General features: G+C 33.2%; 12 protein-coding genes. 3 read left to right on the top strand and 9 right to left on the bottom strand.

The features are described from left to right. Window positions 1-46 precede the first annotated feature (46 nt). From AL499_RS11400 to AL499_RS11375, 5 genes are all read right to left on the bottom strand, one after another. Window positions 47-997 carry a LacI family DNA-binding transcriptional regulator gene (locus tag AL499_RS11400; protein ID WP_002461422.1) on the bottom strand — a complete coding sequence of 317 codons (951 nt, stop codon included), beginning with the start codon at window positions 995-997 and terminating at the stop codon, window positions 47-49. A gap of 99 nt (window positions 998-1,096) precedes the next feature. After that, window positions 1,097-2,341, bottom strand: a complete 1,245-nt coding sequence (locus AL499_RS11395; protein ID WP_002477917.1) for an ammonium transporter — start codon at window positions 2,339-2,341, stop codon at window positions 1,097-1,099. A 194-nt stretch (window positions 2,342-2,535) separates the two neighbouring features. Then, window positions 2,536-2,760, bottom strand: a complete 225-nt coding sequence (locus AL499_RS11390) for a sulfurtransferase TusA family protein (protein WP_002461424.1) — start codon at window positions 2,758-2,760, stop codon at window positions 2,536-2,538. A 16-nt stretch (window positions 2,761-2,776) separates the two neighbouring features. Continuing rightward, complete coding sequence (locus tag AL499_RS11385; RefSeq protein WP_002461425.1) at window positions 2,777-3,871, bottom strand: YeeE/YedE family protein; 1,095 nt, start codon at window positions 3,869-3,871, stop codon at window positions 2,777-2,779. Window positions 3,872-4,289: 418 nt separating this feature from the next. Continuing rightward, window positions 4,290-4,925, bottom strand: a complete 636-nt coding sequence (locus AL499_RS11375; protein WP_002461426.1) for a redox-sensing transcriptional repressor Rex — start codon at window positions 4,923-4,925, stop codon at window positions 4,290-4,292. Between the two features lie 265 nt (window positions 4,926-5,190). On the opposite strand from AL499_RS11375, the gene AL499_RS11370 reads away from it, so the two are divergent. Together AL499_RS11370 and AL499_RS11365 are read left to right on the top strand one after the other, a co-directional pair. Next, entirely contained in the window at window positions 5,191-7,134 is a 1,944-nt protein-coding gene (locus tag AL499_RS11370) for an ABC-F family ATP-binding cassette domain-containing protein (protein WP_002492298.1), read from the top strand. 354 nt (window positions 7,135-7,488) lie between these two features. After that, window positions 7,489-9,102: a MutS-related protein gene (locus AL499_RS11365; protein ID WP_002492307.1), complete on the top strand. Its 1,614-nt coding sequence runs from the start codon at window positions 7,489-7,491 to the stop codon at window positions 9,100-9,102. A 324-nt stretch (window positions 9,103-9,426) separates the two neighbouring features. Here the strand turns inward: AL499_RS11365 and tsaD are convergent, their stop codons facing one another. The 4 genes from tsaD to tsaE are packed head-to-tail and all read right to left on the bottom strand — an operon-like array spanning window position 9,427 to window position 11,983. Next, entirely contained in the window at window positions 9,427-10,449 is a 1,023-nt protein-coding gene (gene tsaD / locus AL499_RS11360) for a tRNA (adenosine(37)-N6)-threonylcarbamoyltransferase complex transferase subunit TsaD (protein WP_002477915.1), read from the bottom strand. After that, the gene (gene rimI / locus AL499_RS11355; RefSeq protein ID WP_002461431.1) at window positions 10,442-10,867 is read right to left on the bottom strand and encodes a ribosomal protein S18-alanine N-acetyltransferase; all 426 of its coding nucleotides are present in this window, start codon (window positions 10,865-10,867) and stop codon (window positions 10,442-10,444) included. The genes tsaD and rimI overlap by 8 nt, the downstream gene beginning before the upstream one ends. An 11-nt stretch (window positions 10,868-10,878) precedes the next feature. Continuing rightward, the gene (tsaB, locus tag AL499_RS11350) at window positions 10,879-11,541 is read right to left on the bottom strand and encodes a tRNA (adenosine(37)-N6)-threonylcarbamoyltransferase complex dimerization subunit type 1 TsaB (protein WP_002461432.1); all 663 of its coding nucleotides are present in this window, start codon (window positions 11,539-11,541) and stop codon (window positions 10,879-10,881) included. After that, the gene (gene tsaE / locus AL499_RS11345) at window positions 11,522-11,983 is read right to left on the bottom strand and encodes a tRNA (adenosine(37)-N6)-threonylcarbamoyltransferase complex ATPase subunit type 1 TsaE (RefSeq protein WP_002461434.1); all 462 of its coding nucleotides are present in this window, start codon (window positions 11,981-11,983) and stop codon (window positions 11,522-11,524) included. The genes tsaB and tsaE overlap by 20 nt, the downstream gene beginning before the upstream one ends. A 467-nt stretch (window positions 11,984-12,450) precedes the next feature. On the opposite strand from tsaE, the gene ilvD reads away from it, so the two are divergent. Next, complete coding sequence (ilvD, locus tag AL499_RS11340) at window positions 12,451-14,139, top strand: dihydroxy-acid dehydratase (protein ID WP_002461435.1); 1,689 nt, start codon at window positions 12,451-12,453, stop codon at window positions 14,137-14,139. Window positions 14,140-14,151: the final 12 nt, after the last annotated feature.

Here is a 14,151-nt window from a genome sequence, read left to right as displayed (position 1 = left end):
AGATGGTATCGGTTCCATCCAAAGACAATAACAAATTTAGTTATTTTTATAATTCTACTGGTATGACTGTCAGTAGCTGTGCATCATGATGATTTATGAGCCGATGCAATTGAGATAAAGCTTGTTGACCCGCTTTAAAATAATGATACATTACCGTATTGATTTGCGGTGTCACAATTTGTGTTATTGGATCTCCTCCAAAGCCATATATTTTATGTGGTATTAACTTGTGATGAGGTTGCGAACAATAACTATGTATAGCCAAGGCAATTGTATCTGTAGCTCCTATAATAGCATCTGCAGTGTGTACTGATTGTAGATGCAATTTCACATCATTCTTAGCTTCCATAAACTGGAATGATGTTTTAAAAACTTGGACGTCAATATGGTTCAAAGCTAAAATATCAAGTACACCATTTTTACGTTGTTGTCCAACTGCTTTATCTTCTTCAGTGACACCAAAGAAGTAAACTTGTTTGTAATTTGCTTCAACTATTTGACGTCCTACATAACTACCAGCTAAATAGTCATCATGAATAATACTATTAACGCCAGAATGTTCTTGACCAACTAAAATAACCGGCACATTTATCTTATTAATTACATCTAAATGTTGTGGCGTGATACGCGTTGCCATTAAAATAATACCGTCAACCTTACTTCTTGATAGTGTCTCTAGTGCAATAATTTCTTCTGATAGATCCAGTCCTGTATAATTAAGCAGTAATTGATATTCTAACTCTTTACAGACATGTGCAACGCCTTTGATAGTTTCATCTACAGCATGTGAATTCATACGTGGAATAATCGCACCAATCATTTTTGTGTGTCTAGCACGTAAACTTTGTGCAAATTGGTTAGGTTGATAATCTTGCTCTTTGATTATTTTGCTTAATTTTTCTTTTGTTTTTGTACTTACCGATCCATTGTTTAAGTAGCGAGAAACTGTACTTTTAGAAACACCAGCTAATCTGGCAATATCTGCTATATTTTTCATCTTCGTCACACCTAATCACTCTGTTTCTCTTTTATATCTTATTTTATCATAAATGTAATCGCTTTAAATACTTTTTATCTATACTTAAGTCTTAAAAATTTAATGCCTTTTGTTCAATTTATTTAATTCTCCATAGAAATAGGCTTTTTCTCCGTGCACAATCTGATCTAATCCTACTTCATCCTCCTCAACTGTAGTTGCAATAGGGCTTATTCTTTGTAATATTCTACCGATAATCCATGTCAAAAGGATAGAATACAATACTACTATAACAACAGCAATACTTTGGATAAATATTGGGTGTAAGTCTCCATTATATATTAAGCCATTTGTAATGTCCGAATTTACTTGATGGGATTGAAAGATGCCTGTCAAAATAGCACCAATAATGCCACCCACGCCATGTATTCCAAATGCATCAAGTGTATCATTATATTTATACTTTTCTTTAATATGATTAATAACTATATAGCAGAAGATACCTCCTACAATTGAAATGATATAGGCGCTAAGTGTAGTAACATAGCCAGCAGCTGGAGTAATTGTGACTAAACCAGCAAGCACACCTGATAATAATCCAAGTAAACTCAGTTTCTTAGTTATAATATATTCAAATACTAACCAACCAAACGCACCTCCACTAGCTGCGATAACAGTATTAATAAATGATGTAAGTGCAACGCTATTAAAAGCAAATGCACTTCCGGTATTAAAGCCATACCAACCCATCCATACTAAAATCCCACCTATCAAGGCAATAAGTAAATTGTGAGGTTTGATTTTCTCAACTTTCTTGCCACTACCTATCATAATGGCTAGCACTAAGCCTGAAATACCTGATGTAATATGAACGACTGTGCCGCCTGCATAATCAAGTGCACCTAATTGTTGAATCCAACCACCACCCCACACCCAGTGTGCAACTGGACTATAAATAACAAGTACCCAAATAAAAATAAATATCATAAATGGAAAGAATCTCATTCGTTCAGCAATTGAACCTGATAAAATTGAAATAGCAATCGTACAAAACATCATTTGAAAAAGCATGAATAATGCAAACGGAACATGTGGACTAAGTTGACTATTAATTTCAAAACCAACATGTTGCAATCCTATAAAGTCAAAATTACCAATAAACATATTCCCTTTTCCGAAGCTTAACGAAAACCCAAGCAAAACCCAGGTAAACGTTACGATCACCATGGCTGTCAAACTTTGCATCACTGTATTAAGTACATTTTTAGAATGTACAAGACCACCGTAAAATAAACTTAACCCCGGTGTCATTACCCATACGAGTAATGTACATAAAAATAAAAATATTGTGTCATCCATCTTCATAATTACCACTTCCTTTAAAAATATCATAATGATACTATAAAAAAATGACAAAAATACGTAAGATAAATTAACACAATATGTAACATAATATAACAAGGTGGATCGAAAAACAAACTGTGAAGTACAAATGTCTGAAGGTTCTTCACAGTTTATTTTAACCGTTGTTTATTTCTTATATCTATTTAAATCTTACTTTAAGCTTTTTGAACTGTAATGGTCCATGATGCATCATCTAATTGTTCATAGTTTGTCACTGGATATCCTTGTTCTGCAGCCCAGTTTGGAATTGCTTCTGTAGCTTGAGTGCAATCAAAGTCAATCTTTAGTTCATCACCAGCATCTAATGTTTGCATTTTCTTTTGTGCTTCTATCAATGGAAATGGACAAACCATTCCTACTGTACCTAATTCATATACCATATACTATTCCTCCTATTTATGATGATAATTGTGTTTGAGATACTGTTTTATTCGCTTTTTTATCTGTTTGCTGTATTTGTTTCATTGGTCTTATAAAAATAAAATAGCTTGTAAACCACACGCCTAAAATCATTGCAAAAAGTGCAATCCAACCTTTCCACGACATTATAGCTGTTTCTACTAAACCATTTCCTATTGAACAACCACCTGCAACAGAAGCACCGAAGCCCATGCATATACCTCCTACTGCACTATTTCGAATCGTACGTATATCTGGTAAGCGCCATTTAAATTCATGTGCACCTCTAGCTGCGATGTATGATCCTATAAAAATACCAAGAACCAGTAGTACGCCCCAGTCAATAAGTTTTGAATCACCAGTAATGAGATAAGTTACAAGATTTGCAGACGGCGTAGTTATCCCTAAGCCATAATCTCGTCCAGTTGAAATACTCATTGGCCACGCTAATAAAGCAATTAAACCAACAACAATACCAGCTACAAACGGATGATAGCGTTTTTCAAACAAATAATGTCTAATACCGTGATATTTTTGTTTTAATTTTGGAACTGCTACCTTAGGTTTGGGTTTACGCAATGTTTTAATAACAACATAAAGTGTGATAATAGTAAGTACAATGACAAATATCCACATTGGAATACCGGTTGTTTGTGCCATACTTGCATTTACATTTGTAGGTTGATTTACCCAAGTCATCACAGGTAATAAAATGCCCGTTTTTGTTGCTGCAGCTGTTAAAGCGTACATGATCAATGCGATCCAACTGCCAATCAATCCCTCGCCTGCTCTATACCAAGTCCCTGTTGCACAGCCACCAGCTAATACTATACCGATACCAAATATAAATGAACCGATAATAGTTCCTACTATTGGGAATGTACTATCTGGTATAGCAAACAATCCTAAACTTGTTAAGATAACTAGACCGACACTCTGTACGGTTATTGCTACAAGTAGCGCATAAAACATCTTATTATTTTTTTGTACATACATATCTCTAAAGCCACCAGCAAGACAAAATCTTGTCCGTTGCATTACAAAACCTAATAATACTCCTACAATAAGACCACTAATAATCATCCAAATCATTCAATCCCTCTTTTCCGATAATAATAATAAGATATTATACATTACTGTGTTAGTAACTGTAAATATTGAAAATGAGAAATTCAGATAATTAAATTCATTGTTAAACGTATTAAAGATCATGGATAACTATTGAAAATTGTATGATTAAAACTAAGACCACTTCTAATAATATTTTTTCTGTACATAACCCCCTCAGAAAACCTACTGCCGACACAGTATTAAAGCATTTGAGTGACCAAAAATTAGATAAATGATTGCTAAATATAATGCTACAATTAAAGCTAGAAATATCATAACTATCTTTTAGCGATTCTAATTTGAAAGCATAAAAAACAGTAATAATATTTTCTTTAAATTTAAAAAGCGTAACAAAAGTCTTTTGGACTTTCATTACACTTCCAATATATATTCTCTATAATTATGAATAGTTTTTCATAAAGAAAAGTAACGACTGTAACTCAATTCCGAAATCAATATGTTGTACCTGAACCGTTGATGGTGCTTTAACGCGACGTGGAGTGAAATTTAAAATGCCTTTAATATTCGCATCAACTAATTGATTGACAACATCTTGTGCCGCTTTTTCTGGCGTTGTCAAAATTGCAACATCGATATCTTTTTTAGCTAATATTTCTTTTAAGCGGTCAATATGTTTTATAGTTACTTGGCCGATTTGTTGACCAATCATCGTTTCATCAATATCAAATGCTTCAGTAATGGTCATTTCACTATGAATCGAAAAATTATAATTAAGTAGTGCTTTACCTAAATTACCTACACCTACAAGTGCTATTTCTATGGTATCACTATCACTTAATTCAGATTTAAAAAATTCTAACAAGCCATCAATATTATAGCCATATCCTTTTTTACCTAGCTCACCAAAATAAGAAAAATCGCGTCTAATCGTAGCTGAGTCAATATTCAATGCCTCACTGATTGTCTTCGAATTTACGCGGTCATATCCTTTTGATTTAACCCTTTGAGCAAATCTATAATATAGCGGTAAGCGTTTTAAGGTTGCTCTTGGTATTTTGACACCGTCTTTAGCCATCTTTTTGTCCCCCTCTTGTTTGAATGGTTTATAGTATTTTTATTCAAACTAATTAGAGCAAAATTAGTTACGTATAAAATGTATTTCATCTAATAAAGAACATACTGGCTCATTATACCGTAACTTAATAAAAAAAACATGTCCTATTTCCAAGTTTAAATGTAATACTGTAAAATAAATAGTAACGTTATGCAATAGATTATGAAAACCATTTATATACTATTATTTTATATTTTATTTTCTTAATTAGAAAGGTGAAGGCTGAATGATACTTTTACAACTTAATGACATTTCAAAATCATTCGATGGTGAAGATATATTTACAAATGTCGATTTTGAAATTAAAACTGGAGAACGTATCGGCATTGTCGGTCGTAACGGCGCTGGAAAATCCACTTTGATGAAACTCATTGCTGGCGTTGAAGACTACGATCATGGCCATATCTCTAAAATTAAAAATTTAACAATAGGTTATCTCACTCAACAGATGACTTTAAATTCTGAAGCCACAGTTTTTGAAGAAATGGCTAAACCCTTTACCCATCTTAAAAATATGGAACAGTTAATTAAACAAGAAACCGATTGGTTAGCACAACATGGAAATGATTATGAATCACTAGATTATCAACAGCACATGGAGCGATACGAATCTTTGAGTTCACAATTTGAACATCAAGATGGTTATCAATATGAAAGTAAAATAAAAACGATACTCCACGGTCTAAATTTTACTGAGGCAGATTTCAATCGACCAATAAATGATTTTAGTGGTGGTCAGAAAACACGTTTGTCATTAGCTCAAATGTTATTAAATAATCCCGATTTATTATTACTAGATGAACCGACTAACCACTTAGATATGGAAACAACACAGTGGCTAGAAGATTATTTAAAATATTTTCAAGGCGCTATTGTCATTATTAGTCATGACCGTTATTTTTTAGATAAAATAGTCACACAAGTGTATGATGTAGCTCTTGGTGAAGTAAAGCATTATGTCGGCAATTATGAACGCTTTATTGAACAACGCGATCAATATTATCAAAAACGTATGCAAGAATATCAAAAGCAACAAGATGAAATAAAACGTCTCGAAACATTTGTCGATAAGAATATTACCCGGGCGTCTACTAGTGGCATGGCTAAAAGTAGACGCAAAATGTTAGAAAAAATGGAACGCATAGATAAACCGATGCTCGATGCACGTAGTGCTAATATGCAGTTTAGTTTTGAGCGCAATACAGGCAATGACGTGATGCATATAAACAACTTACTTATTGGCTACAGCACGCCCATTACAAAAGAAATTAATATTGAAATTACGAAAGGAGATCATATTGCCGTTATCGGACCAAATGGCGTAGGTAAAACAACGCTGATAAAAACCATTGCTAATAAACAAGAAAAGCTTGGTGGCAGTGTGACATTTGGTGCAAACCTACAAATCGGTTATTATGATCAAAAACAAGCTGAATTTAAATCGAATAAAACAATTTTAAATTATTTGTGGGACCAATATCCTAATATGAATGAAAAAGATATTCGCGCTGTACTTGGCCGTTTCCTCTTTGTACAAGAAGATGTTAAGAAAATTATCAATGATTTATCTGGAGGAGAAAAAGCACGCCTACAACTTGCCTTATTAATGTTACAGCGTGATAACGTGCTTATTCTCGATGAACCTACAAACCATCTAGATATTGATTCTAAAGAAATGTTAGAACAAGCACTCCAAAACTTTGAAGGTACAATTATCTTTGTCTCACACGATCGCTACTTTATAAATCAATTAGCCAATAAAGTATTTGATTTAAATCATGACGGCGGTAAGATATATCTTGGTAATTATCAATATTATATTGAAAAAACCGAAGAACAAGCAGCTATCAAAGCACATGAAAACATACAACGTGCTGACAATAAATTGGAGAAAAACCATGTTAACAACGATAATCATTCAAATTATTTTAATCAAAAAGAACACAAACGTCAGCAACGTAAAATAGAACGTCAAATAGAACAATGTGAAACACGCATAGAAACCTTTGAAACACAAATAACTGATATTGATGAACAATTAACCCAACCAGAAGTTTTTAATAATCCACAAAAATCTCACGAACTAAGCCAAATTAAATCTGATACCGAACAAAAGCTAGAACAAACATTAATTGAATGGGAAGAATTACAAGAAATGTTATTAAATTAAACACGCGGTGAAAAAGCAAGAAAAGTACAATTTGTTACTTTTCCTGCTTTTTTTAACGACTTTGTCAAAATATTTATTCACATAATAAAACCTATAAAGATAGCTATCCACAAAGTTATCCTAGTTATCCACAGGTAAATTGTAACTTTTGCTCAATATATTTGTTACAAATTTTACAATATCCACATATATAACCACTTGTTATCCACAAGTTGTGCACTGATTGTTGATAAGTACAAACGTTCCCTCTTGACGTACAAACTACGCTTAAACTTATTATATTTTGCATATCCAAATAAGTTATGAAATAATATCAATTATTACCTATAAATATATTAATATAAGGGGATTAAAATGTTCGATAATACAATATTTTTATTTATTTTAGCTATAATTATACTAACTATTATTGTAAGTATCACAACTGCTATTATTGAGCAAAAAAAGTTAACTATCAAAATCAAACAACTTTGGACGAATAAGGAGCGCCTAGAAGAATTTATTCGTCCAAACGCTCGTTATGATTATCAATATCAAAGTTATCGTTCGAATTATGCTCATGATGATTTGGTTGATGATAAAACATGGAGCGATTTAAGCATGGATAGCTTGTTTCAAACCATGAATTATAACTTTACTGCTATTGGAGAAATGAAACTTTATGCAACATTACGTGGTATGTTTAAAGCAAATAATAAAACATTAATACATAAAATTAAAACGTCAGAATCATTTAGAAATTATTTATCACTCAAATTATCAAAAGTTGGAAAAAAATATTATCCTTTTTTTCCCGATCAACTAACCGCTATTAAAAGAAATAATCTATTGATGCTTACTCCATTCTTACCTATTTTGAGCATATTGATTATTGTATTTAATAAAAATTTAGGTATTTTATTAACCTTATTAGTATGTTCGATTAATATTTTATTGTCTGTATTTTTGAAACGAACTTATGAAAAAGATTTAAAATCAATTTTTTATACTTCAAATGTTTTAACACAAAGTAAAAAGTTAAATGAGCTTGACGGAACACCTGAATTGAATATTAACTTTAATCATTTTAAAAGTTCACGATATTTAAGTGGTATTTTAGTTAAATTAGATGCTAACGACATTGGTTCAAGCATTATTTTGTTATTTAAAATAATTTTCATGCTAGATTATGTTATTTTTCATATTATTCAACGTAGTTTTTTTAAGTATATTGATGAAGTTCTTGAAAGTTATGATTATATCGCTATGTTAGATAATCATTATTCTGTAGCACTCTATCAAACCACGTTAAATATACAGTGTCAGCCTGAAATATTAGACAATCATGTGAAAGATGAGTCCTTATGTACATTTACTGAATTAGTTCATCCACTTATTGACGGTGCTGTACCTAATAATTTATGTCTTAAAAACAATATTTTACTAACAGGATCAAACGCTTCCGGAAAATCAACATTTATGAAAGCTATTGCGATAAATCTTATTTTGGCGCAAACAATTGAAACTGCTGTCGCTGCTGAATTTAAATATGTTCCAGGACATGTATATTGTTCTATGGCTAATGCTGACGATGTATTATCTGGTGATAGCTACTTCATGACAGAGTTGAAGTCAATTCGCAGACTATTTAATATTTCGTCAAAACGCCAAATATATTGTTTTATCGATGAAATATTCAAAGGTACTAACACGACAGAGCGCATTGCTGCTTCTCAATCCGTTTTAAGTTATTTAAGTAATATGAATAACTATTTTATTTTAGCTGCAACACACGATATCGAATTATCAAGTTTACTAGATTATTCAAATTATCATTTTAATGAAATCATTGAGAAGCAATCTATTGCTTTTGACTATAAAGTCAAGCCTGGAAAAGCTAATACTAGAAATGCTATAGAATTGCTGAGAATATCAAACTTTCCATTAGATATTTATCATCATGCCAAAGAGATAGTTGAGGACATATAAGCTTTTTGGGACAGCATTCATTTTGAATTTGTATTGCCCACCCCGCAAGATTGTTTAGAATTGAAAAAGCTTGGTATAAGTGCATTTAAAATTCACTTAACTACTGTTATATATAGTTAAGTGAGTCAGGGACATAAATCTTAGAAAAATAGTACTCAAATGAATTGATGTGCCCCCCATAAAGTTGGATTAAAGATCTAACTTTATGGGGGGCACATCATTATTTCAATAGAAATTGCTTTTTTATTTGTCTAAGAACTTTATGTCTTAGACTATCTTTATTATTTACAATAATGTCTCCCTGTAATTTAATTAACTAAATGCTTAAATTGTTGCTTCCTCAATATCAATATGGTTTTTGCCATTGAGATCTAATCCTGAAGTGATACCAGCTCGATATAAATAATAGCCTGCAGCACCTATCATTGCTGCATTGTCTGTACATAATTTTGGACTAGGAATTAATAGTTTAATTTGTTTTTGTGCACAACGTTTTTTTAATTCTGTTCTTAATCCGTGATTGCTTGCTACACCCCCAGCAACAATTAGTTGATTAACATCATATTGCTGACAAGCATTAATAGCTTTACCACTTAGTACTTCAACAACACTATTTTGAAAGCTTGTTGCTACATTAGCCTTATTTATTGGCAAATCTTTCTGTTTAAGATTATGCAATTTGTTTATAACAGCACTTTTTAAACCACTGAAACTAAAATCATAGCTGTCCTTTTCAAGCCATACTCTAGGAAAATGATATTCATCTTCTCCTGTTAATGCTAATCGATCAACATGCGGTCCCCCTGGATAAGGTAGTCCAATTGTTCGAGCAACTTTATCGTAGGCCTCACCCACTGCATCATCTCGCGTTTCTCCGATGACTTGAAATTGTAAATGATCTTTCATATAAACCAATTCTGTATGTCCTCCAGAAACGATAAGTGCCATTAATGGAAAAGTTAATGGTTCTTCCAAATGATTAGCATAAATATGCCCGGCAATATGATGAACAGGAATGAGCGGTTTATCATATGCAAACGCTAATGCTTTAGCCGCATTAATTCCTATTAACAGTGCCCCAATTAGCCCTGGTCCTTCCGTCACAGCGATAGCAGTAATATCCTCCATCGATACTTGTGCCGTTTCTAACGCTTCGTCGATTGTAGGGAGTATACCTTCAACATGATGCCTGCTTGCAACTTCAGGTACAACACCACCAAAGCGTTTATGACTATCTATCTGACTTAACACTGCATTAGATAATATTTCTGAACCATTCTTTATAACACTAACACTTGTTTCATCACAGCTCGTTTCAATCGCTAAAATTAAAATATTTTCATTCATGTAACTTCACCCACATCACTAACGCATCCTCTCCATCTCCGTAGTAATTTTTACGTTTACCACCATATTGAAAACCTAATTTTTCGTATACATGTTGAGCGATAATATTGTCGACACGTACTTCTAAACTCATTGTGTCACATGTATGTGCCGCATAAGTCATGCCATATTTAAGCAACAATTGTCCTAAGCCAAGATTACGATATATTTCGCTCACTGCGACCGTAGTCACTTGCGCTTGATCGAGCACTGTCCAAAGACCTAAATAACCAATAATTTGGCCATTACGTTCCGCCACAAAATATTTTGCATATTGATTTTGAGTTATTTCATGGTAAAAGGCATCAATGGTCCATGAACTATGTTTAAAACTCAAACGCTCTATATCAAATACTTGAGGTACGTCATCGACAATCATTTCTCGTATGTTTAGTTGTTCTGTTGCTGATTCAGCCAATTGCGTTCTGCCTCTGATAATTTAAGATAATTTGGTGTAAACGTATAAATATTTGCAGGTTGTTTTATTAAATCAAGCATCACTGCTGCATCAGGCAAATTTTCCTCTATTGGGCCATCTAATCTTGCACTTAACTTTTTGGCATCTTGACCAATAAAGATATAAGGTTCCTTTAGGCTATGCAGTTGTGTCAGTAATTCATCAATCGTTATATAGCCATCATTTATAATCGTTTTTAATTGTCCGTGTTGATGTTGATAAACACCTGCGTATACAGCATCTCTTCGAGCATCAAATAATGGTACAATAAGCTGATTTGTTTGATGCGTTGTCGCAGCGAGCGCTTCAAGTGATGACACGCCAAATAATCGTACATTTAATGCGTAAGCAAGCGTTTTTGCTACAGTTACACCAATTCTTACTCCAGTGTATGAACCTGGCCCTTGTGCAACTATAATGGCATCAATATTCTCTTTTGTTAAATCGCATTGAGTAAATAGCTCCTGAATTCCAGGCATTAATTGAACTGAGTGGTTTGTTTTATTATTAGTAGTTTTTGCTGCTAATACTTCCTCATCTTTCATCAAAGCAATTGACATTGGCTGATTTGATGTATCAATCAATAAAGTATTCATTCTCTATTGCCTCCTTAATTGCCTCATAATGCTTGCCTTGTGCATTTAAAGATAGTTCACGTTCCTGTTCGTTTATAATGTGAATGTCAATCGTTAAGTGTTCCTCTGGTAATAAGTCTTGAATGAACTGACTCCATTCAACAATACTAATGCCATCGTCATCAAAGTATTCATCAAAACCCAAATCTTCTTCCATTCCTTCTAAACGATAACAATCCATATGATGCATTTTTAATTTACTACCTTGATAAGATTTAATAATATTAAAAGTTGGTGAATTGATGTGACGCTTGACACCTAAGTGTTTACCTATGAATTGTGCGAGCGTTGTTTTCCCGGCACCTAAATCTCCGTTAAGTAATATTAAATCTCCAGTTACAAGTGTTGATACTAATTTCGCAGCAAAAGTATCCATTTCATGTAGATTATTGATACGAATCAATGTACATTCTCCTTATTTAATAGCATTAAAATATAAACTTCTAGGCTTTATCTCTAGGACATGACAAATCATTTTAACTTATTTATTGTAACAAAAATTAAGATAGATTTCTCTTTTAAATAATCATTTGCCAAAATAAAACAATTGTTAGAAAATTCAAAATTAAGGTTGACTATCATGACATGTTATAGTAAATTAAGTTTATCGAATTTTAAAACAATTCAAACTATTGAAACAAATTATAACCATTCAAGAAAAGAGGAGTATAATAATGACTAATCACACATTTCTATATCAACCGACAAATGTAAATATTATTATTTTATTATACTCCAAAGGGCTGGAACTTTAGTATCACTTGTACTAAATGTTTAAGTCCTATTTCTAATTGAATGGGACTTATCAGCGTCCCAATTTTATTGGGGCGTTTTTTTGTTTCATGATTGTCAACGACGGGGGAATTATTTATGAGAAGCGATATGATCAAAAAAGGTGATCATCAAGCACCAGCAAGAAGTTTATTACATGCTACAGGGGCATTAAAACATCCAACTGATATGAACAAACCATTTGTCGCAATCTGTAATTCATATATTGATATTGTACCTGGGCACGTTCATTTACGTGAATTAGCAGATATCGCTAAAGAAGCTATTCGCGAAGCGGGTGCAATTCCATTTGAATTTAACACAATTGGTGTTGATGATGGTATTGCAATGGGACATATAGGAATGCGCTATTCTCTTCCATCACGCGAAATCATTGCAGATGCTGCTGAAACTGTTATCAATGCACACTGGTTTGACGGTGTCTTTTACATTCCGAATTGCGACAAAATCACACCTGGTATGATATTAGCAGCCGTTCGAACAAATGTACCGGCTATTTTCTGTTCTGGTGGACCAATGAAAGCTGGTTTATCAGCTCATGGAAAAGCATTAACATTATCATCCATGTTTGAAGCAGTTGGTGCATTTAAAGAAGGCTCTATTTCAAAGGAAGAGTTTCTTGATATGGAACAAAATGCCTGCCCTACTTGTGGCTCTTGTGCTGGTATGTTTACAGCAAATTCAATGAACTGTTTAATGGAAGTTTTAGGCTTAGCACTACCATATAATGGTACTGCTTTAGCAGTAAGTGAACAGCGTAGAGAAATGATTAGAGCTGCAGCATTTAAGCTCGTTGAAAATATTAAAAATGACTTAAAACCTAGAGATATCGTTACACGAGAAGCAATTGATGATGCGTTTGCTCTGGATATGGCTATGGGTGGTTCAACGAATACAGTATTACATACCTTGGCCATAGCTAATGAAGCTGGAATTGATTATGACTTAGAGCGAATTAATGAAATTGCTAAAAAGACGCCTTATTTATCAAAAATAGCGCCTAGTTCATCTTATTCAATGCATGATGTGCATGAAGCTGGTGGTGTTCCTGCTATCATCAATGAGCTTATGAAAAAACCAGGCACTCTCCATCCAAATCGCATTACAGTAACTGGAAAAACACTTAAAGAAAATAATGAAGGTAAAGAAATAGCTAATTTTGAAGTTATTCACTCATTAGAACATCCATATGATAAACAAGGTGGTTTATCCATTTTATTTGGTAACATCGCTCCGAAAGGTGCTGTTATCAAAGTTGGTGGTGTAGACCCTTCAGTTAAAGTTTTTACAGGAAAAGCAATTTGTTTTAATTCACACGATGAAGCAGTAGCTGCGATTGATGATAAAACAGTTCGTGCAGGTCATGTCGTAGTTATTCGTTATGAAGGTCCAAAAGGTGGTCCAGGAATGCCTGAAATGTTAGCTCCAACGTCATCAATTGTTGGTAGAGGTTTAGGTAAAGATGTTGCTTTAATCACTGACGGCCGCTTCTCAGGAGCTACACGAGGCATTGCCGTGGGACATATTTCTCCAGAAGCCGCTTCTGATGGCCCTATTAGCTTATTACGTGATGGAGATGAAATTACAATTGACTTAATTAAACGCACTATTGATGTTCATCAATCTGACGAAGTTTTAGAACAACGTAAAGCCGAAGTCAAACCGTTTAAAGCTAAAGTTAAATCAGGCTATCTAGCTCGATATACTGCGCTCGTTACAAGTGCAAATACTGGCGGTATTATGCAAGTACCTGAAAATTTAATTTAACAAGGAGTGTTA

The sequence above is a fragment of the Staphylococcus lugdunensis genome (assembly GCF_001558775.1).
Classification (GTDB): Bacteria; Bacillota; Bacilli; order Staphylococcales; family Staphylococcaceae; genus Staphylococcus; species Staphylococcus lugdunensis.
Note: the sequence above shows the minus strand (reverse complement) of the source record. Positions and strands in the feature narration are given on the sequence as shown.